The organism is Hymenobacter tenuis (assembly GCF_054780495.1).
Window position 1 is genome coordinate 959,929 of sequence record NZ_BAAGWF010000001.1, and the last position, 21,141, is coordinate 981,069.

At 58.2% G+C, this 21,141-nt stretch carries 16 protein-coding genes and 1 tRNA gene; 13 read left to right on the top strand and 4 right to left on the bottom strand.

Annotated elements, in window-relative coordinates; translation table 11 throughout:
• The first annotated feature begins 68 nt into the window (after positions 1-68).
• From ACYVGU_RS04205 to ACYVGU_RS04225, 5 genes are all read left to right on the top strand, one after another.
• Positions 69-845: a TatD family hydrolase gene (locus tag ACYVGU_RS04205; protein WP_460621039.1), complete on the top strand. Its 777-nt coding sequence runs from the start codon at positions 69-71 to the stop codon at positions 843-845.
• A gap of 101 nt (positions 846-946) precedes the next feature.
• A complete protein-coding gene (locus tag ACYVGU_RS04210; protein WP_460621040.1) occupies positions 947-2,002 on the top strand; it encodes an asparaginase in 1,056 nt (351 codons plus the stop codon).
• 69 nt (positions 2,003-2,071) lie between these two features.
• Positions 2,072-2,159 (top strand) — tRNA-Ser (locus tag ACYVGU_RS04215).
• 466 nt (positions 2,160-2,625) lie between these two features.
• Complete coding sequence (locus tag ACYVGU_RS04220; RefSeq protein WP_460621041.1) at positions 2,626-3,381, top strand: DUF4184 family protein; 756 nt, start codon at positions 2,626-2,628, stop codon at positions 3,379-3,381.
• Positions 3,382-3,738: 357 nt separating this feature from the next.
• Positions 3,739-5,757 carry a tetratricopeptide repeat-containing sensor histidine kinase gene (locus ACYVGU_RS04225; RefSeq protein WP_460621042.1) on the top strand — a complete coding sequence of 673 codons (2,019 nt, stop codon included), beginning with the start codon at positions 3,739-3,741 and terminating at the stop codon, positions 5,755-5,757.
• A 90-nt stretch (positions 5,758-5,847) separates the two neighbouring features.
• Here the strand turns inward: ACYVGU_RS04225 and ACYVGU_RS04230 are convergent, their stop codons facing one another.
• Positions 5,848-7,041: a PAS domain-containing sensor histidine kinase gene (locus ACYVGU_RS04230; protein WP_460621043.1), complete on the bottom strand. Its 1,194-nt coding sequence runs from the start codon at positions 7,039-7,041 to the stop codon at positions 5,848-5,850.
• Positions 7,042-7,290: 249 nt separating this feature from the next.
• Positions 7,291-7,440: a hypothetical protein gene (locus ACYVGU_RS04235; protein WP_460621044.1), complete on the bottom strand. Its 150-nt coding sequence runs from the start codon at positions 7,438-7,440 to the stop codon at positions 7,291-7,293.
• 317 nt (positions 7,441-7,757) lie between these two features.
• Here ACYVGU_RS04235 and ACYVGU_RS04240 point away from each other — a divergent pair, with 317 nt between their 5' ends.
• The 4 genes from ACYVGU_RS04240 to ACYVGU_RS04255 all read left to right on the top strand — a co-directional run bounded on the left by ACYVGU_RS04240 (position 7,758) and on the right by ACYVGU_RS04255 (position 13,119).
• Positions 7,758-8,171, top strand: a complete 414-nt coding sequence (locus ACYVGU_RS04240) for a hypothetical protein (RefSeq protein WP_460612306.1) — start codon at positions 7,758-7,760, stop codon at positions 8,169-8,171.
• An 875-nt stretch (positions 8,172-9,046) separates the two neighbouring features.
• Positions 9,047-9,694 carry a (2Fe-2S)-binding protein gene (locus ACYVGU_RS04245; protein ID WP_460612305.1) on the top strand — a complete coding sequence of 216 codons (648 nt, stop codon included), beginning with the start codon at positions 9,047-9,049 and terminating at the stop codon, positions 9,692-9,694.
• The gene (locus tag ACYVGU_RS04250) at positions 9,695-10,678 is read left to right on the top strand and encodes an FAD binding domain-containing protein (RefSeq protein ID WP_460621045.1); all 984 of its coding nucleotides are present in this window, start codon (positions 9,695-9,697) and stop codon (positions 10,676-10,678) included.
• A gap of 98 nt (positions 10,679-10,776) precedes the next feature.
• Positions 10,777-13,119: a xanthine dehydrogenase family protein molybdopterin-binding subunit gene (locus ACYVGU_RS04255; protein ID WP_460621046.1), complete on the top strand. Its 2,343-nt coding sequence runs from the start codon at positions 10,777-10,779 to the stop codon at positions 13,117-13,119.
• A gap of 125 nt (positions 13,120-13,244) precedes the next feature.
• Here the strand turns inward: ACYVGU_RS04255 and ACYVGU_RS04260 are convergent, their stop codons facing one another.
• Positions 13,245-14,753 carry a S8 family peptidase gene (locus ACYVGU_RS04260; protein WP_460621047.1) on the bottom strand — a complete coding sequence of 503 codons (1,509 nt, stop codon included), beginning with the start codon at positions 14,751-14,753 and terminating at the stop codon, positions 13,245-13,247.
• A 351-nt stretch (positions 14,754-15,104) separates the two neighbouring features.
• On the opposite strand from ACYVGU_RS04260, the gene ACYVGU_RS04265 reads away from it, so the two are divergent.
• The 4 genes from ACYVGU_RS04265 (at position 15,105) to ACYVGU_RS04280 (ending at position 19,052) form a co-directional block, all read left to right on the top strand.
• The gene (locus tag ACYVGU_RS04265) at positions 15,105-16,295 is read left to right on the top strand and encodes an XdhC family protein (protein ID WP_460621048.1); all 1,191 of its coding nucleotides are present in this window, start codon (positions 15,105-15,107) and stop codon (positions 16,293-16,295) included.
• Complete coding sequence (locus ACYVGU_RS04270; protein WP_460621049.1) at positions 16,295-16,885, top strand: nucleotidyltransferase family protein; 591 nt, start codon at positions 16,295-16,297, stop codon at positions 16,883-16,885. Before ACYVGU_RS04265 ends, ACYVGU_RS04270 begins: the two co-directional genes overlap by 1 nt.
• Before the next feature lie 98 nt (positions 16,886-16,983).
• Entirely contained in the window at positions 16,984-18,405 is a 1,422-nt protein-coding gene (locus ACYVGU_RS04275; RefSeq protein ID WP_460621050.1) for an MFS transporter, read from the top strand.
• Between the two features lie 134 nt (positions 18,406-18,539).
• A complete protein-coding gene (locus ACYVGU_RS04280) occupies positions 18,540-19,052 on the top strand; it encodes a DinB family protein (protein ID WP_460621051.1) in 513 nt (170 codons plus the stop codon).
• A 78-nt stretch (positions 19,053-19,130) separates the two neighbouring features.
• Here ACYVGU_RS04280 and ACYVGU_RS04285 read toward each other — a convergent pair whose 3' ends face one another.
• Positions 19,131-20,789 carry an amidohydrolase gene (locus ACYVGU_RS04285; RefSeq protein WP_460621052.1) on the bottom strand — a complete coding sequence of 553 codons (1,659 nt, stop codon included), beginning with the start codon at positions 20,787-20,789 and terminating at the stop codon, positions 19,131-19,133.
• Positions 20,790-21,141 lie beyond the last annotated feature (352 nt).

Below are 21,141 nucleotides of genomic sequence, written 5' to 3' on the forward strand. Positions count from 1 at the left end.
CGCCGCGGCAGGGGCCTTTTGTTTTCACCGGTTTCCCTACTTCCGCACCCTAGGCGTACCTTCGCGGTATGCAACTCTCTGATTCGCACGCTCACGTTTACTCCGAGCAATTCAAACCCGACCAGGACGACATGCTGCGCCGTGCTTTCGAGGCCGGGGTCCGCACCATCTTCATGCCCAACATCGACCACACCAGCATTGATGCTATGCTGGAGGTGGAAGCCAAGTTCCCGAGCCATTGCTTTGCCCAGATGGGCCTGCATCCCTGCCACGTTACCCGTCATTTCGAGAAGGAACTGTACGAGGTAGAAACCTGGCTGAACCGTCGGCCTTTTGCGGCAGTAGGGGAGTGCGGCATTGACTTGTACTGGGACAAAACGCACCTACCGGAGCAGCAGGAAGCCCTCCGGATTCAGGTAGAGTTGGCCCGCAAGTTCAACCTGCCCCTGGTGCTGCACACCCGCGACGCCTTCCGCGAAACTGCCGACATCATAACCAAGGCGCAGGACGGCACGCTGCGCGGGGTGTTCCACTGCTTTTCCGGCACCCGCGACGAAGCCGACGAAGCCATCCGGCTAGGCTTTAAGCTAGGCATCGGGGGCGTGGCAACCTTCAAAAACGGTGGCCTTGATAAAGTACTGCCGGGCATCGAGCTGGAGCATTTGCTGCTGGAAACCGACTGCCCGTATCTGGCGCCGGCCCCGCACCGCGGCAAGCGCAATGAGCCTGCGTATTTGCCGCTGGTAGCCCGCCGCGTGGCCGAAATACTAGGCAAGGAAGTAGAGGAAGTGGCAGCAGCTACTACCCGCAACACCCTGGCCCTGTTCGGCGAAACGGTAGCCTAGGGTGCCTTGGCTGGCTAAGTGTTGCTCCACGGTTGAGTGCGTTTGCCTTTCCCAGATTACCGATACCTTCGCTACCCCTTCCCACCCAACCTCCCTGCCTGTTGGCTACCGAAATCCTTCCTCCCAAGGCCGAGTCGGCCATTCTGGTCATTTATACCGGCGGCACGGCCGGCATGGCCTACAATAAGCGCGGCGAGTTGGTGCCGATGGATTTTGAGCAGATACGCCGCAAAATCCCTGAGCTGCGCCAGCTGAAAATGCAGGTCCATGTTGTAAACCTGGGCGAGCCCATCGACTCCAGCAACGTAACCGTGGATGACTGGCTGCGGCTGGCGGCGTTGATTCAGGAAAACTACGCCCTCTACGACGGCTTCGTGGTGCTCCACGGCACCGATACCATGGCCTACTCAGCGGCGGCGCTCAGCTTCTTGCTCGAAAACCTGGGCAAGACGGTGGTGTTTACCGGAGCACAGGTGCCCGTAGGCCGCATCCGGACGGATGCGCGCCGCAACCTGGTTACGGCGCTAGAAATGGCGGCCGCCCGCCACCCTGTGGCTGGTACCGTGCGCGTGCCTGAGGTATGCCTGTTTTTCAATGAGCAATTGATTCGGGGCAACCGGGCCAAAAAGGTGGAAAGCCAGCAGTACAACGCCTTCCGCAGCGAAAACTACCCGCCGCTGGCCCGCGCTGGCATCGAGCTGGAATTCAACGACAAGCAGATTCGGATGCTGCCCGCGGCCCCGTTGCATGTTCACCAGCGCCTCGATGACCGGGTCACTATCATGCGCCTGTTTCCGGGCATTTCGGAGCCGATGATGCGGGCGCAACTGGAGGCCGATGGCCTACGCGGCTGCGTACTCGAAACCTACGGCTCGGGCAACGCGCCTACCGCCCCCTGGTTTCTCAAGTGCCTGCGCGACGCGGCTGATAGGGGCGTGTTTCTGCTGAATGTAAGCCAGTGCGAGGAAGGCCGCGTGATGCAGGGCCGCTACGAAACCAGCGCTTACCTCACCGAGTTGGGCATTATCGGCGGCGACGACATCACGGTGGAGGCCGCTATTACCAAGCTCATGTTTGTGCTAGGCCTACAGCAGGACCAAGCCACCACGCGCCGCCTCCTAGCTCAGGACTTGCGCGGCGAAATCACGCTAATGTGAGCCGAAGCTGGCTTGGGGCTTGCGTATCCCGAAAATAGGGTGTTATTTTGCGCCACTTCCCCGCATCCTAGAGAGGTGTCCGAGTGGTTGAAGGAGCACGCCTGGAAAGTGTGTATGGGTCTAAAGCTCATCGTGGGTTCGAATCCCATCCTCTCTGCACAAAACTAAAAGCCCGCTGGTGTCCTCGCCAGCGGGCTTTTGCTTGCCCGGCACCCTAGTAGGCTGGGGGTGTTGTAACCTCATTTCAGGTAAAAGCCCGTCCTGCCGAAAAACAGCAGTCATGCTGAGCCAGTCGAAGCGTCGCGCGTGATGATTCTGCCAAAGTAACTGTCATGCTGAGTTGAGCCGAAGCATCCCTACCGCTTCGTCATCACGACAGGAATTACCCAGCGGTAGAGATGCTTCGGCTCCGCTCAGCATGACGGGGTATAGCATTTCTATGGCAGCCAGACCAGGTGCTTCGGCCCCGGGCTTTATGCGCCACCTGCTCAGCAGGATAGTTCTTTTTCAGTACGCCAGTTTCTCTGGCAACTCAGCCTAGTATCCTGATGAGTAGCCGACAGGCAGCGGTACGAACACCATATTCTGGTGTTTGCCGTTAACAGGGCTCGACTATACTTATTATGCCCTTTACGTTTTCGCATCCGGCGGCTGTATTACCGCTTATGGCCCTGCCCAAACACTGGCGCTCCGCAACGGGCCTGATTATCGGGAGCATGGCTCCGGACTTCGAGAAATTTCTGCGCATGAGTGCCCATGACCCCTACAGTCATACGTGGCGCAGTATTTTTTACTTTAACCTACCCCTAGGTATTCTGCTGGCCCTGGCGTTTCATCTGCTCCTGCGCGATGCCCTGATTCTACATTTGCCCCAGTTTCTGCGGGAGCGGTTTGCCGGGTTTATGGGGCTAGACTGGCTGGGCTACCTGCGCAAAAACTACTTTACGTTCTTGGTTTCTCTGCTAATCGGTATTGTGTCGCATCTGGCCTGGGACAGCTTCACGCATGTGGAAGGGCGCGGGGTGCAGCTGTTTCCATTGCTGAAGGCCCACGTGCTGGAAGGCCCGTTCCGCACGAGGTTGTATTCGCTGCTGCAAAAGCTAACTTCTGTAGTAGGCGCGGCCGCTATGGTGGTGTATATCTGGCGCCTACCCACTACCAAGCTGGCTCCGCCCAAAACCAGCCTCCGGCTATTCTGGGGGTTGGTGCTGCTTCTGAGCCTAGTGGTTATCGGGGTGAGGTCGGTGGTGGGGCGTGGAATAGAGCTCCACAATATCTACTTGCTCTCTATTGTCCTCATTTCTGCCGGCCTTACCAGCCTGCTGCTTGCGCCCATGCTGCTTCCGGCCTTGACTAGGCTGCTCACGCGGCCCAAGTAGCGCCAGCTACAGGCGGCAGCGGACTCTGCTGTTTCCCTAGGCCTAGTAAACCGCTAAGCCGGCACGAACGTGCTGGAGGGCCTGTTCAAACGGCGTGATTTTACTAGCTCCTGGGCCGCTGGCAACCTGAGCAATTGCCGTTTAAATTTACTATATTAGAGTATAGCATTGCCGATATAGTTGATGCATGCGGGCATGTGCTCGGTTGGCTGGGGTTGGGCCTGAGGAAAGATACACTTGCTGTCCGGAGCAGGAGAATCGGGTTCTTATGCGGCGCAGTGCCCCAGCAAAGCCGGGCAGGTGAAGCTACCCAGTGAGAGGCTCTTTCTCAGCCGGATGTACTTTCAGTTTTCTGCCATGAAAACGGTGTGTGTGCTCATATTGTGGTGGCTGAGCCCGGTACTCAATACGCGCGCCACTGCCCAGGTCGGGGCCCACATCGACAGCCTGAAGCACCTGCTGACCCAAACGCACCCCGATACCACCCGCGCCCTGTTGTTGTCGCAGCTGGCATACGAGCACACCCAGAGCAATCCGCTGGCTACCATTGCCTATGGCAAGCAGGCCCTGCAGCTGGCCCAGCAAATCAACTTTCCGAAAGGCACCACGTGGGCCCTCATCCGGATGGGGGCCGGGTTTCGGGAGGCCGGCAACTACCCGGCCGCGCTACAAGTAGGCCTGCAGGGGTTGCACCGCGCCGAGGACCTAGGCGACCCCGAGCTAATTGGGCGGGCCTACAACGCACTGGGCTACCTGTATTGGGAGCAGCAGAACAGCCGGCCAGCCTTGGTGTATCTGTTTAAAGCCAAGGCCGTGGCCGAAACCATCAGCAACCAGAAGCTGCTCACACGGGTGCTGGGCAACATGGGCAACGTATACTACCAGCTCAACCGTCTCGATTCAGCCTTACTGTACTTAAAGCAAGGCTATGCCCTTGATTTGATTAATAAAGACCTGATTAGTGAGGTAGGCGACGCGGCCATGATGGGCAACGTGTACGCCAAGCTCGGCAACCCCCGGCTGGCCCAGTACTACTACCGGCGCAGCATCCGGCGGGCGCGGCCCCAGCGCATTACGTTTGCCTTGTGCCGGGCGTACCTGGGGCGGGCCCGGCTATTTGAGCAGGCCGGCAGCCAGTACGCCGACTCGGCCATTTACAACGGAAAGCAGGCCCTGTTGGCCGGCCAGCAGGGCCACTACCCCAAAGGCGTGCTCGAAGCCAGCCAGTTTCTGGCCGCGGCCTGGGCAGCCCGCCAGGATAGTGCCCTGGCATTCCGCTACCTGATGCTAGCCAGTGCCACCCGCGACAACCTGTTTAGCCTCAGTAAAATGGCGCAGGTGCAGGCCCTCGATGTAAGTGAGCGGCTGCGCCAGCAGGAGCAAACCGACCGGGAAGAGCAGGCCGCCGCCGAGCGCCGACAGCTGTGGCTGATTACGGCGCTGGCTGGGGCCTTGCCAGCCCTCTGGCTGCTGTGGCGTAACAACCGCCTGAAACAGTACACTAACCTTCAGCTCAACCGCCGCAACGCCCAGATTGGTGCCCAGCGCGACCGGCTGCGCGAAGCCCTGGCCGAGCTGAAAGCAACCCAAAACCAACTGATGCAGCGCGAGAAAATGGCCTTCCTGGGCGAGCTCACGGCCGGTATTGCCCACGAGCTGCAAAACCCGCTCAACTTCGTCAAAAACTTTGCCGATGTCAGTACTGAGCTGGTGGAGGAAATGACGGGCCCGGAGCGCGACCTGGCCCGCACCAACGGCGTAGATCAGGAGTTTCTGGCCGGGCTGAAGGTGAATCTGCAGAAAATCAGTCTGCACGGGCAACGGGCGTCGTCCATAATCCGGGATATGCTGGAGCACTCCCGCTCCGGACCTGGCCAGCGCGAGCCTACTGATCTGAACGCCCTGGCCGATGAAGCCCTGACCCTGGCGTACCAGAGTTTCTGCGTCAGCAACCCCGCGTTTCAGGCCACCATCACCCGCGACTTCGATGCGCAGCTATGCTTGGTGCCGGTTATCCGCTCCGATATGGTTCGGGTGCTGCTAAACCTGTGTGCCAACGCGTTTTATGCTGTGTACCAGCGCCAGCAGCAAACTCCTGTCGGCACGCGCTATGAGCCCGCCGTAACGATAAGCACTCGCCGCACCAACGGCCAGGACGTGGAAATCCGGGTGCTCGACAACGGAACCGGCATGCCCGAGAAAATCCGCTCGAAGGTGTTTCAGCCCTTTTTTACTACCAAGCCGCCCGGCGAAGGCACCGGCCTAGGCCTTTCGCTGTGCTTTGATATTGTGGTGCAAAGCCACGGCGGCACGCTAGGGGTAAAATCGAGAGAAGGCGAGTTCACGGAGTTCACCATTCGCCTGCCGTACCGCTGATGCACTTTTCTCCTGACGGGGCCAGATCAAGCAAGACTGTGGCTGGGCTCTTAAGCTACAGTGTAGTAGCACACGGGTGTGCGTAGCGGGCTAGGTCAGGTCGATAAAGAACGTGGTGCCTTCTTGCTCTTTGCTTTCCAGCCAGATTTTCCCTTCGTGCATTTCCACAATCTGCTTCGTGATGAACAGGCCCAGGCCGGTGGTGGTGTCGCCGTAGAGGCCGGGCCGGGAAGCTGCCGTAAACTTATCGAACACGTGGGGCTGCAGCTCCTCCGGAATGCCCAGGCCCGTGTCCTGCACCATCAGGCGCACATTGCCCTCGTGCTTTTGCAGCCGCACATAAATCTGGCCGCCGGCGGGCGTGAACTTAAACGCGTTGGTGAGCAGGTTATCGAGAATGCGGCCAAACCTGTCGGCATGGATGTTGGCGTGAATAGCATTTTGGGGCAGATCCAGCAATAGGTTGATGTTTTTTTCCTGCGCTGCCTTGCGGTAAACAACCAGCCGATCATCCAGGAAGGCCCCCAGGTCGGTGCGGTGCATTTCTAAGTGGCTGGCTTCCAGCTGGCCCAAATAAAGCACATCTTTCAGGATGACGCTGGCCTCCTGGCACGCGCGCTCCATTAGGGTATACAGCTCCTCAACACTCACTAGCTCCGGGGCGGGAATAGCCTTAATAGCGGGCTCCAACCGCAGCAGCTCCACCAGCATTTGCAGGTTGTTGATGGGGTTTTGCAGATCGTGGGCGGCTAGGTGCAGAATAGTTTCCTGGGCGTCGTAGAGGCGCTTGTGGGAAATTTCCAGCTTTTTGCGCTCCGCTATATCCTCTAGGGTAGTGTAGCCCAGCTCGCCGCCATCGTCGGGGAAAAGGACGGACGTTACGCGGCACCAGAATGAGGTGCCATCTTGGCGCTTCAGGCACGTTTCCAGCTGAAAGCTACTCTTGCGGTGGGCCCAGAGGCTTTCCTGTAGTTTAGTCCAGTCAGCTAGGTGGTCGGGGTGCGCGAACTCCAGAATGCGCCGCCCCACTAGGTCTTCGGCCGTGCTAAACCCCAACATGTCGGCCAGCGCCTGGTTGGCTTGGCAAATGGTCAGATCGGGGTCAATAATTTTTTGGCCCAGCGGTGAGTTTTCGAACACCGTGCGGAAGCGTTCCTGACTTTGATCAAAAGCAGAGGCCAGCAGAACCTGCTCTTTGAGCTGCCTGATTTCCTCCCGCAACAAGTGGTTTTCGGCTTCCAGCAAGCTAGAAGCGGGGGTAACAGGGGTAGGGGCTGATGACATGATGAAACGTGGCGTGAGAGCTGGCTTGTTTATCCGGACTGCCCAACGGCAAGATGCAAAAAAGCAAACGGTTGGGCCCCGTTAATGCGAAAGCCAGCTCTCGCATGATGTGGGCAGCGCGGCGGGCAGAGCGCGCGTAGCCGAGGACTTGCTAGCGGGCGTGTGTCCTCCTTTCGATTAATTTGGCGGAGCCCCGCACGGCGTGGCCCTTGTGGCACTTCTTACTGGCAAGGCCCAACTCGATGCGGTTCAGCTTCCGCTATGGTCGGGTGAGTCGATAGTAGGGTTGGGGCGCGGTACGCCGAGTAGGTTGTAGAGGTCTTTTAGAAACAGGCCATTATTGGCCCGCTTCGCGCAGCCGGTCGGGTGCCAGTGGGCTTCAAATTTGGGGTATTTCACACAAACAGTGAGAAGAAGTATAAATCGGGTTGGGAGGATACTAGGCCGTGGCAACAATCTGGTAAACAAAGGCGGCTAAAATGCGTCTGGCGGGGCTTACGGGGGGCTCGGGCTAGGGTGTGGTGCCGAGCAGAGGGGAAGCAAGTAGAGGCGGTTTAAGCAGGACACTAGGCTAGTGAAAATCAGAACTGGCTAAGCATCAGTCTAGTATTTCTCGAAAAAGGCCAACCGCTCACCCCATATCTGCGTATGGCTAAGTCCTGCCAGCGGTAAGGTTACTGCTTGTTATGTACTCTTCACCCTTCACTATCAACTTTATGAAACTGATTCAAAAAGCAACCTGGTCTGTTCGGGTACTGGCTGTGCTGTTCAGCGCTGGCGCTGCCCTCTCATCGTGCTCTTCTACCAGCACCACTCCTTCGGGCTCGGGTACCACTAGCGGCACCGATATGAGCACTACTAGCGGCTCTACTACTTCGGGCACTACTAGCGGCTCCACCACGTATGGTACCACCAGCGGCTCTACTACGGGCACTACCACCAGTGGCACTACCTCGGGTAGCACCACAATGGGTACCAGCACCTCGGGTAGCACTACCATGGGGTCCACTACCGGCACCACCACAGGTACCACTACCGGCACTACCACGGGTACCACCAGCGGTACTACTTCGGGTAGCACCACCAGCGGCACCACCACTTCCGGCAGCACCACGGGTACCACCCGCTAGGTTCTGCTAGGTAAGTAAGCCACCCCAGGGCTATGCAGGCAGTTTGCAGGCCTTCGGCGTTGGTTACTCATTCGTCATGCTGAGTTGAGTTCACGCAACTCTACCATAGGCTACCTCTTTTGAGAAGTCATGCGGTAGCGTCGCTAGAGCTTAACTCAGCATGACGCGTTTTTGTGGGCTTAGTGCAGTAACTGCTTCTGTGTTTAAAAGAACTCACTGCTCAGCAGCACGCTCTTCAAACCACGATGTCATTCGAACCAAATTGTCACGTTAGACATAGCCTACGAACTAGAAGGTCATACAAACCAGAACGTCCTACCCTGCAGAACGTCATGCTGAGCTGGTCGAAGCATCTCTACCGCTGGCTAATCAACTGATGTAGTAACGGCTCAACGAAGCGGTAGAGATGCTTCAACTCCGTTCAGCATGACGGTTTCTTTGGCAACATCAGCATGTGTCCCTTGGCTTGATGCGACACCTGTTAAGCGCCATAATATGCTATAAATGAGGGTATTGTGTCTGGATTTCGGTCGATAACCATCAGGCGTGCTAGCCCAGGAACAGCTGCAAACCTTTAGCCCTACTAGCCTAGGTAGAACCCCAAACCCAACACGGTGGCAGTGTTGGGTTTGGGGTTTTTATTGACCTAGGAAGATGCACATAGGCCGGCCCGGTGGCGGCGTAGGTAGGGCAGGGGGTACTGCCCACCGGCAGCTGAACAATAGACTGCCGCCCGCCGTAGTACATATCACGGGCGCTGGCTGGCGCCGAACCCCAAATTTTATAGACTGCACCAGGCAACCACTTAGGGTTGTGCGAGTTTTTCAGGGTGTGGTTGGTACGCGCCGGGGCAGGTTTTTTCATTTCGATATACAATGGCAACATTTCCTACTGATACTCCGGACGGCGAGCAGCCGCTGGAGCCGCGTCCCGAGGACGGCACGCGCCGCTCGTTTATGAAGCAGGCCGGCGGCATCCTGGGCTTGGCGTTGGCTCCACCTTTCGTGAGTCAGGCCGAGCGCCTGGGCGCTTTCTCCAAGACGGTAGAAGGGGTGTCGGCCATGCAGCTGAAGGTAAATGGCACCGTGCGCACCATCCAGGCCGAACCCCGCGTAAGCCTGCTCGATGCCCTGCGCGAATACCTGGACCTGACCGGCACCAAAAAAGGCTGTGACCATGGCCAGTGCGGCGCCTGCACCGTGCACGTAGATGGCCGGCGCGTGAATAGCTGCCTGACCCTGGCCGTGATGAACCAGGGCAAGGAAATAACCACCATCGAGGGGCTGGCCCAGGGCGAGCAGCTGCACCCCATGCAGGAAGCCTTTATTAAGCACGACGGCTTCCAGTGCGGGTACTGCACGCCGGGCCAGATTATGAGCGGCATTGCGTGTGTGCGCGAAGGCAAGGCCGGTACCGATGCTGAAATTCGGGAGTATATGAGCGGCAACCTGTGCCGCTGCGGGGCTTATCCCAACATTGTAGCCGCCGTGCGCGAGGTGCAGCAAAAAGGAGGAAAAGTTTAGATGAACAACTTCAGCTACACCCAGGCCAATTCGGCAAAGGAAGCCACCGGCCTCCGCAAAGACACGCCACAGGCCGCTTACATTGCCGGTGGTACTACCCTCCTGGATCTGATGAAGGCCCACCTGGAGGAGCACCCACAGCTCATCGATATTAACCTGCTGCCCTTCAAAGGCATTGAGCAGACCAAGGACGGACTGCGCATTGGGGCCATGGAGCGCATGAGCGACGTGGGAGAGCATCCACTGGTGAAGGAGCAGTACCCGGCCGTGTCGGAATCGTTGCTGCTGGCGGCCTCGCCGCAGTTGCGCAACATGGCCAGCATTGGGGGCAACATTCTGCAGCGCACCCGCTGCGGCTACTTCCGCGACCCCGCGTTTCCGTGCAATAAGCGCGTACCGGGCTCGGGCTGCCCCGCCTTACAAGGCGACAACCATAACCTGGCTATACTAGGCACCTCCGAAGCCTGCATTGCCACTAGCTACCCCGGCGACTTATCAGTAGCCTTGGCCGCGCTGGATGCGGTGCTCACCCTGGAAAACCAGAAAGGCAAGCAGCGCCGCGTACCCGTTACGGAATTTTACTTGCTGCCCGGCACCACGCCTCAGCGGGAAACAGTACTGGAGCCCGGCGAGCTGATTGTAGCCGTCACCATTCCCAACACTGTCCACGCCCGGCGCTCTACCTACCTGAAAGTGCGCGAGCGAGCCAGCTACGCCTACGCCCTGGCCTCAGCCGCGGTGGGCCTCGATGTGCAAGGTGGCACTATCCGCTCGGCCCGCGTGGCCTTGGGCGGGGTAGGAACTCAACCCTGGCGCTCCCGCGAAGCCGAGAAAGTGCTAACCGGCGCCCCCGCTACCGAAGCCACATTCCGGGCCGCGGCGGCGGCAGCCCTGCAAGGTGCCCAACCCCGGGAGCACAACCGCTTCAAGGTAGAGCTGGCTCAGAACACGCTGGTGCAGGCCCTGATGAAAGTAGCCGGGTAGCAGCCTATCAATCTGGTGCACTCCAGACAGTTGTTTGCCCGGCGCTTTGCCCTTTGTTGACTGCCTACCAGGCAGCTAGAATTTAGCTCTACTACCCTATGGATACCGCAGAACCAACCTTTTTTGAAACGAACCCCAAAGCCGGCTCGGTGGGCCAGCCCATGGACCGGGTAGATGGCCGGGCCAAGGTGATGGGCCAAGCCAAGTATTCGGCGGAGTTCAACGGCCTGCCGGGGCTAGTGCATGCGGTGCTCAAAACCAGCGACGTGGCCAAGGGACGCATCCAGAGCATCGACGCCAGCGCCGCCCTAAAACAGCCGGGGGTATTAGCCATTCTTACCCACCAAAACCTGCCCAAGCTGGCCAAAACTCCCAACGACCCTGATGGCAAAAAAGCCATTGGTGCCCCCATGGGTTTCCTACCCCTCACTTCTGACCAAATTCATTATGCCGGGCAGGCGGTAGTAGTGGTAGTGGCCGATACGCTGGAGCGCGCTCAATATGCGGCCGCCCTGTTGCGGGTAAATATAGTAGCCGAAAAGCCGCTGGCTTCCTATGAAGACCCGCGTGCCGAGCTCTTCGACCCCCAGAAAGTGCAGGATGGCAAAACGCCCGGCCATACCGTGCGTGGCAACCCTAAAGAGGCGTTTGCGGCGGCTCCGGTGCAGCTCACGCACACCTACGTGCATGCCATTAACCACCACAACCCCATGGAGCCCGGCGCTACCACCGCGCACTGGGAAGCCCCCGACCGCTTGACCGTATACGAGTCGACGCAGGGTGTAACCCGCACCCAGAAAGCGCTGAGTACCATGCTGGGCTTGCCCACGGAACAGGTGCGCGTGGTAACGAAATACCTCGGCGGCGGTTTTGGCTGCAAAGGCTCCTGCTGGCCCCATACCATCCTGACGGTGCAGGCGGCTAAAGCGGTAGGTCGGCCAGTAAAACTTTCCCTGAGCCGCCCACAAATGTTTACCAGCATGGGCCACCGCGAAGACCAGACCCAGACGCTGAAGGTAGGAGCCACCAAGGAAGGCAAATTACTAGCCCTCATTCACGAGAAAACCTCCACTACCTCGCCCTGGGACAACTACGCCGAGCCCAACAGTCGCATTATCAACCTGCTGTATGCCTGCCCCAACTTCGAGGCGACATATCAGCTGGCCCGGGCCAACGTGATGACCTCTACCTTTACGCGTGCCCCTGGTGAGGCGCCCGGTTCGTTCGCTATAGAGTGCTCCCTGGATGATCTGGCGTATCAGCTGGGTATTGACCCCTTGGAAATCAGGCTGCGCAACTACGCCGAGAAAGACCACAGCACGGGCAAGCCCTGGAGCAGTAAAAGCCTGAAGCAATGCTACGCCCGCGGTGCCGAGCTATTTGGCTGGAGCAAGCGTAACCCCAAAGCTGGCGCCACCCGCGACGGCCGCCTGCTGGTGGGCTGGGGCATGGCCACGGCCAGCTACCCCGTACACAACAACCAGGGCACGGCCCGCGTCCGCCTCTATGCCGATGGCCACGCCCTGGTGCAAACCGGCGCCACCGACCTGGGCACCGGCACCTACACCGTCATGACGCAGGTAGCTGCCGATGCCTTGTTTATAGCCCCCGACAAAGTGCGATTCGAACTGGGGGATACCAAGCTGCCAACCGCCCCCAACTCGGGTGGCTCGGTGGCGGCGGGCACGGTGTCGTCGTCCATCTATATGGCGGCGCAGGAGGTATGGCAGAAGCTGATTAAGCTGGCGACCCAAGATAAAAAATCGCCGCTGTACCGGGCGAAGGCAGCTGATGTAGTCGTGGAAAATGGCCGCATGGTGCTGAAAGCAAACAAAAGCAAGGGCGAGGACTTCATGGCGCTCATGAAGCGCAACGAAACCGCCGACATAGAGGGCACCGGCAACGGAAAGTACGGCGCCGGCTACGAGTCGGGCCTGGCGGCTGGCCCCGCTGATTCGGGCCATCAGGATGACATGGCGGGCCACTCCATGCATTCGTTCGGTGCGCATTTCTGCGAGGTGAAAGTCGACCCTGATTTGGGCACGGTGCGCGTAACGCGCTGGGTTAGTGTGCACGGAGCCGGCCGCATTCTGAACGCCAAAACCGCCCGCTCCCAAATCATTGGGGGCAGCATCTTCGGCATCGGCTCGGCCCTGATGGAAAGCACCCACCGCGACCAGAATTTCTCACGCTACACCAACGCCAGCCTCGCCGACTACCATATCCCAGTCAACGCTGATATTCCGGACATGACGGTGGAGTTTGTGGAGGAGCACGACCCCTACATCAACGCCATGGGCGTGAAGGGCATCGGAGAAATATCTATGGTAGGTGTGGCGGCGGCCGTGGCCAATGCCGTGTTCCATGCCACCGGCAAGCGCATCCGCAGCCTACCCATCACGCCCGATAAAGTACTAGAAACAAAGATAGTACAAGCCTAGCAGTTTGCGGCCAGAATGAGCCTAGTAGATTTTACTAGCCCTTAAACAAGCAAAAAGCCCGTTTCCGCAGTGGAAACGGGCTTTTTGCTTGTTTAAGGGCTAGTAACTACCAGGTGCTATTGCGCCTAAAAGCCGGAGGTTACGGCTCGGTAGGCATTCACGCGGCCATAGCCATAGAATGCGTCGCGGCCGGCTTTGCCCAGGTCGTCGGCGGAAGCGCGCATGATGGCTTGCACGCGAGATGGCGCCATCTGGCCGCCGTTTTTACCGATGATAAGTGCAGCTACGCCAGCGGCATGCGGGCCGGCCATGCTGGTGCCTGCTGACCAGGTATAGCCGTTTTTAGTGGTGCTGAACACCATATCGAATACCCATGCTGGGCGCGCTATGCCGGCTACTGTGGCCACATCATTGCCGGGTAGGGCAGCATCGCCACCCGGAGCAGCAAAGGTTACATCTGAAATACCGTAGTTGGTGTAAGATGCTACCCCGTCGAGGTTAGTGCCCTGTGGGTTCAGCGCCCAGCCGGTAGGAGCCGTAGCCGAAATTGAAATAACGTTGGTTGCTCCGGACGGGAGGTGCACCAAGTCCTGGTCGCGTTGGCCGTTGTTGGCGTCGTTGCCGGAGGAGGCAATGACCGTCACGCCTTGCTGTGTGGCGTAGGTAGTGGCCTTACTGATGGCCACCAGCAACTCCTGAATTTCCTTGGTTTCGTTTACCACCTTGTCATCGGAGGTATCGTTGGGCGTACCGTTGTCATCGAGGTACTTGCTGTTGCGCGGAATAGCAGCGCCCAAGCTCATATTGATAACGTTGGCCTTCTGCTGCACGGCGTAGTAAATGCCGTTAATCATCCAGGAGAAGGAGCCGGAGCCGCCATCAGCCAACACTTTCACTAGCAGTAGTTTTGCCTCCGGGGCTACCCCAATAACGCCCACGTTGTTATCAACGGCGGCAATGGTACCGGCCGTGTGGGTGCCGTGGCTGAAGGAGGCGAGCCCAAACTCGGCTGGCTCATTGGGTACAAATGACTTGCTGCCGATAATGTTGGCTTTCAGGTCAGGATGCGAAAGATCAAAGCCGCCATCTAGCACGGCTACCACTGCGCCTTTACCGCGGGCACCGGCCTGCCAGGCCTGCGGGGCCTGAATAGCGGTGTGGCCCCACTGCATCGGGAAGAATCGGTTGCTATTGACGGCGGTGGCTGCGATAGTGGTGACTTCTTCCGTAAGAACCGGCGTTTGGCGGGCCGTTACGGGGTTATAGCCCTGGTAGCTGAAGTCATGAATCACGGAGCGTACGCCACTGATTTTAGCGGCCTTGGCGGCAAAATCAGGGTCAGCGGAAGTAGCCATAGCTAGGCCCGCGCCGGGTAGCTGATCGGTGAGGGTGCCGTTGGCAGCTTTGGTTTGGCCAGCCAAATCGGCGGGCAACTCATTCGTAGAGGACAGGATAATGTAGTGCTGGCTGCGCCGCAGAATTGAGCTAGTAGAGGCCGCCGTTGCGTTGCTGCTGGCACTGGCCTGAGGTGCAGAATCTGCTACCTGAATATCCTCTTTGCTGCAACCGGCCAGCAGGCCAAGGCCCAATGTCAATAAGGAAAACGAACGACGAGTAAAAGATGCTTTTATCATGAAATAATGGGTAAAAATGATGTCGGATGAAGGTGTAAGTTCTTTAAGTTGATTGGATAAAGCATTGAGCTAATTGACAATGCATAAATTATGCACATAGAATATCCAGTATTCTTTACATATTTAAAATAGGACATAAATAATGTTGAACTGGTAGTAACAGCTAAAGGGTTGAGACGTAATAGGATGCTGCCACAGCTCTACCGTAGTGTACAGTTCAGTTAACCTCCTGTGGAGCTACTGCGTACCAAGTATTAGCTGTAGCAGACATTTGAGCTTCCGAGCGAGAATTCCCCGCATTAGAGGAGGCATGTTACAGGTGTGAAAAAGATGCTTCGCTAGCTTTGTATTATGACTGAACTTCACCGACTTCTGCGCGCTTACGATGAGCACCGAGCCGCGGGCCGGGCCTGTGCATTGGCATCTGTGGTTGATGTGGCAGGCTCCGCGTATCGGCGCCCCGGTGCGCGCATGCTCGTGACGGATGAAGGCCAGCTTACGGGTGCCATCAGTGGTGGCTGCCTAGAAGGGGATGCGCGGCAACGGGCCCGGCGCACCATTCAGCAAGGCAAGCCCAGCCTCGTTACCTACGACTCCACGGACCCCGACGACGACCTGCAATTTGGGGCCGCCCTAGGCTGCCAAGGCGTCGTGCAGATTCTGCTGGAGCCTCTGAATTTTCAGGACCCCAACAACCCGGTAGAGCTACTGCGCCGCTGGTCTGACGGCAAAGAGGAGGTAGCGGTAGTAGCCACCATATTTAGTGTGCCCGGCCCCAGTGCCGAAGTGCGGGTAGGAGAGCGGCTTTTGCTCACTGGAAATGATGCCGCCCTAGGTACACTTCCGGTCCAAACCGCCCTGTATCCATTGATTTTGGCCGATGCTCGTGCCGCGCTAGCCGCCCGCCAGCCCGCTACCCGGCGCTATGCCACGGCCACCGGCACGGTGCACGTAAGCCTCGAAATATTACGGCCACCTGTGCGCCTGACGGTATATGGAGCCGGCAACGATGTACAGCCGCTGGTGCGAGCAGCAGCAGGATTGGGTTGGCGCGTGCAGGTAGTAGATGGCCGGCCCGCCCAAGCCCAGTCCGCTCGCTTTCCGGAGGCAGATGTTGTGCGTGTGCTATCCCTGGCTCAAGTTCCCGATGAACCCTATGACGGCAGCTTTGCGCTGCTCATGACACATAATTATTACTACGACCTGGCGGTGTTGCGCCACTTGTTGCCAGATGCCACCACTACCTATATAGGTCTGCTCGGCCCGCGCAAAAAGTATGAACGCCTCCTCGACGACCTGCACCAGCACACGCCCAATGCGGCCGAGCAACTGAAAGGCCGAATCCATAGCCCCGTGGGCCTGAACCTGGGTGCCGAAACGCCCGAAGAAATTGCGCTGTCCATCGTAGCCGAAATTCAGGCCGTGCTCACAGGCCGTCCCGCGGGCTTCCTACGCGATTCTCCTCATCCCATTCATCCGCCCCTGCACGCCAATGGCCCGCTGGCCCCGGAAGGCCGGGTAGATGCCGTCTGCGGGTTGTAATGCCTGCGCTATTGCTTCTGGCTGCCGGGGCTTCTAGCCGCCTAGGCCGGCCCAAACAGCTGTTGCCATACCAAGGAAAAACGCTGCTGCGCCGGGCTGCTGAAACCGCCGTGGCGGCCGCTGCCGGCGGGCCGGTGGTAGTGGTAACGGGGGCCTTACATGAGGAATTGCTGCCGGAGCTACAGGGCCTACAGGTTCAGGTAATACGGTGCCCTAGTTGGCAGGCCGGCATGGGAGCCTCGCTGAAAACGGGGCTGCGCCACCTGCAGGAAATAATGCCCGGGCTGGCAGCCGTAACGGTGCTACTCTGCGACCAGCCCCACGTAACTCCTGCGCTGCTCCGGCAGCTTGCCGAAACGCACACGGCTACTCAACTCCCAATTGTAGCCAGCGAATATGGTAACGTGCGCGGCGTACCAGTACTTTTTGGGTCTGATGCGCTGCGGTTGCTCCACCAACTGTCCGATGCCGCTGGCGCGGCCCAACTCCTCAAGCAGCATCCTGAGCTAGTAGCCACGGTATCGTTTCCGGAGGGCGCCATTGATGTGGATACAGAAGCGCAGTACGCCGCTTTACTAGCCCGCCAGTAAGCCTTAACCGTTCCGAACTGCCGGACCAATGTCGTGCTGGCAACTGCAACCGGTAATTCCCGTTATCTTGGCTGGTGCCATAATATCATCCTGTTTGTATGACAACTACTCAGGCCGCTGTAGCGGCCCCTTCCTTCGAGGATATTCCCAAAGATGATAAGCGCATCACCCGCGCCTGGACGTTCTATGACTGGGCCAACTCGGTGTACCCGCTCGTAATCACGAGCTCCATCTTTCCTATTTATTGGGGCGCCATCACCAAACAACTCAGTCCTCAAACGGATATAGTTAACTTCTTAGGCTTCAAGGTGCCAGGGTCTTCGTTGCTGACGTATGCCATTTCAGCAGCGTTTCTGCTGATTGCCATTGTAAGTCCGTTTCTGACATCACTAGCTGACTTTTCGGGGCGGAAGAAGCTGTTCATGCAGATTTTCTGCTACCTGGGTGCTGCCTCCTGTGCCGCGCTGTTCTTCTTTACCCCCGATACGCTGACGGCCAGCACCTTCATCTTTATTTCAGCTACGGTGGGCTTTTCCGGCTCCATTGTGTTCTATAACTCGTATTTGCCCCTGATTTCCAGCGAGGAGAAGTACGATTCGCTGTCGGCGCGCGGGTTTTCCATGGGCTACATTGGCTCAGTGCTGCTCCTGGTTATCTGCCTGGGCCTGATTATGGGGCACGAGAAGCTCGGGCTGGAAGAAGGATTTGCTACCCGGCTCGCCTTTCTGCTCACGGGCGTCTGGTGGGCTGGTTTTGCCCAGATTCCCTTTTTCACCCTGCCCGCCGACCCTGGCCGGCCAGCCGGGGCCGTCTCCGATTCGGGCTGGCTCCTGAATGGGTTTCATGAGCTAGGCAAGGTAGTAGACCAGCTGAAGCATTTGCCCAACCTAAAGCGGTTTCTGTTGGCTTATTTCACCTACAACATGGGCGTACAGACGGTAATGTACGTGGCAACCATCTTCGGCGACAAAGAACTGCATCTGGAAAGTACCGCCCTGATTGTAACGATTCTGTTGCTCCAGATTGTAGGCATTTTGGGGGCTTACCTGTTTGCCAAGCTCTCAGAGCGCATCGGTAACACCCGGGCCCTAAGCTGGTCGGTGTTTATCTGGATGTGCATTTGCGTGGCAGGCTATTTCGTGCAGGCGGGCTGGTCATTCTATGCGTTGGCGGCCGTAATCGGCCTAACAATGGGAGCTATTCAAAGCCTTTCGCGCAGTACGTACTCGAAGATAATTCCGGAAAACACCCCCAACACGGCGGCCTTCTTCAGCTTTTTTGATGTAACTGAAAAGCTGAGTATTGTTATCGGAACGGCCGTTTTTGGTGTCATTGCCCAGCTAACTGGCTCTATGCGCAACAGCATCCTGTCTCTGATTGTCTTCTTCGTACTAGGGCTGGTATTTCTGCTAACCCTGCGCGGCAAGAAGCTGCGCGACGAGCCCGCTGCTTCTGATGCTGCCATCACGGGTCCGCCACCGGCTACGCCCAATGTAGGCATGCCAGCTTCGGCCCGCTAACGAGTGTATTTCGTAAGGTGAAAGCCCCGCTAGGTTACCTGGCGGGGCTTTCTGTTTTATCCGGACCTAGTAACCATCCGAGCCGTTAGTGGTTACCTTGGCACCGTTTCTCTCACCCTTCATAGTACATACGCATGACCGACACCCAACCCACCCTACAAGCCGCCCTTAGCCAGGAGTTACGCCAAGAGCTAAAGCTTACCCGCCGCCTGCTGGAGCGCGTACCTACGGAGCAGTTCGGCTGGAAACCCCATGCCAAATCCATGTCGATTGGGGCGCTAGCTTCGCATATGGCCAATCTGGTAGGCTTCCTGGAACTGTCCTTGACGGGCCCCGATACGGACGTGACCACCGTGCAAATGCCCCAAGCTGAGGATACCGATGCCGTACTGCGCCGCTTCGATGTGAACGGTGAAAATATTCACAAAGCCCTGGAGCAGGTAGATGATGCTACTTTCCACGGGCTGTGGTCGTTACGCCGGGGTGAGCAGGCGCTCATGACGCTGCCACGCGCCGCCGTGGCCCGGACCATGGTCCTCAACCACCTCATTCATCACCGTGGACAGCTTTCGGTGTACTTGCGCCTACTCGATATTCCGGTGCCCGCCATCTATGGCGGATCCGCCGACGAGGCCCCGCAACGCTAGGCTTGGTTTCTGCTTAAACCGCCATAGAAAAGCGCGGCATCCTACTGAAAGGATGCCGCGCTTTTTGATTTCAGGTCTTTACTTCCCGCCGAATACTTTTTCGCCGGCAATCCAGGTTTGCTGCACTTTCGCGCCGCGCAGCTTTTCCTTAGGCGCTTCCAGCAAGTCGGTGTTGAGGATAACGAAGTCGGCGGCCATGCCGGGCTTAATGCTGCCTTTCTGCTTGTCCTCGAAGGCGGCGTGGGCGGCCCAAGTGGTCATGCCGCGTAGGGCATCGGGGCGGCTCAGGGCGTTTTCTATCTGGAAGCCGCCCGCAGGGTAGTTCTTGGCATCCTGGCGCGCCACGGCCGAGTGAAAGCCGAACAGCGGGTTGATATCTTCCACCGGAAAGTCGGAGCCGAGGGCTACCTGGCCGTATTGTTTGCGCAAATCGTTGAAGGCATAGGCGGTTTTGAGGCGCTCGGCACCTAGGCGCTCACCAGCCCAATACATATCGGAGGTAGCGTGGGTAGGTTGCACCGAAGGCACAATACCGTACTGCCCAAACTTGGCGACATCGGCCTTACTTACCACCTGCGCGTGCTCAATGCGCCAGCGCCGGTCTTTCTGGCCTTTCAGCGCTTCACCATAAATATCCAGCAACAAGCGGTTAGAGGAGTCGCCTATGGCGTGAGTGTTCATCTGGAATTTGCTGGCGGCCAGCTCCTTCGCCAGGTTGCGGAAATCAGCCACCGAGGAAAGCAGGAAACCCGTCTCCTTGGGCCGGTCGGAGTAGGGGTGTATCAGGCAGGCACCGCGGGAGCCCAGGGCGCCATCGGCATACACTTTAAACGAGCACACCGTGAGGCGGTCCTTAAACACCGGGCCGTTTTTGAGGTAGTAGTCTTTGTTTTCCTGGGTAGGAGCCAGCATGGCGTAGAGGCGCACCTTGAGCTTGCCTTGTTGCTGTAGGGCATCTAGGCGCTCTATGTTAGCTTTTTCCAGACCCGCGTCGGCCATGCTGGTGAGGCCCACGGCCACGCAGCGCTGCTGCGCATCGAGCAAGGCGGCATCTGCTTCGGCGGCAGTCGGCTCCGGAATTTTGGCGCTTACCAAACGCACGGCGTTATCAACCAAAAGCCCGGTTAGCTTGCCACTGGCGTCTTTGGTGATGGTGCCGCCACTGATGGGGGTGCGCGCCGTGATACCGGCCAGGTCCAGGGCCTTTTGGTTTACTAGGGCCGCGTGACCGTCAACCCGCGTGATGAACACCGGCGTGTTGGGAAACAGGGCATCGAGGGTGTCTTTGGTGGGGAACTGCTTGTTGGGCCAGTCGTTTTGGTCCCAGCCGCGGCCGGTAAGCCACGCCGCCTGTGGGTATTGCTGGCGCTGCTGCTGCAGCTTCTGGATAACCGCCTGCCACGATGCAGTACCTACCAAATCGGCATCGCGCAGGCCCAAGGCGTAGCGGTAGAAATGGCAGTGCGCATCATAAAAACCGGGGTAGATGAATTGGCCCTGGGCATCTACCTCCTGCGTGGCCTGAAACTTTCCGCGTAGCTCTTCTGCCGTGCCTACGGCCACAAACTTGCCATCTTTAACGGCAAACGCCTGCGCCTTGCTAAACGCCGAATCGACGGTGTACACGGTAGCATTGTACACGAGCAAGTCGGCGGCCTGGCGGGAGGTTGTTTGGCAGGCCGTGAACCCTGAGAGCAGCAGAGGCAGCGCAAGTAGCGAGCGGAAACGTGGGGGCATAGAGTTGGGAGTGGTTGTAATGAGGCAGAGTCGGGGTTTGCTGCCCGCAGGCTGCAAGTTGAGGTAGAAAATCGAAAGGATGATGAATAGCGGTGGTTGCTAGGTGTGTTTGGTGTTTAAGACTGTAATGTTAGACAGATAACTCATCACGCCCGGATCCCACGCATTTGGCGTGCTGAGGTTGGGCAAGTACGTTTCCTTAGTATTCACACCAGAACGTCATGCTGAGCGCAGTCGAAGCATCTCGCGTGCTGACGTTGCCATGCTATTCAACGATTCGAGCGAGATGCTTCAGCAAGCTCAGCATGACGTTTTTTTGGCCTACTGTCCGCACACCCTAGGGTGGTTAACC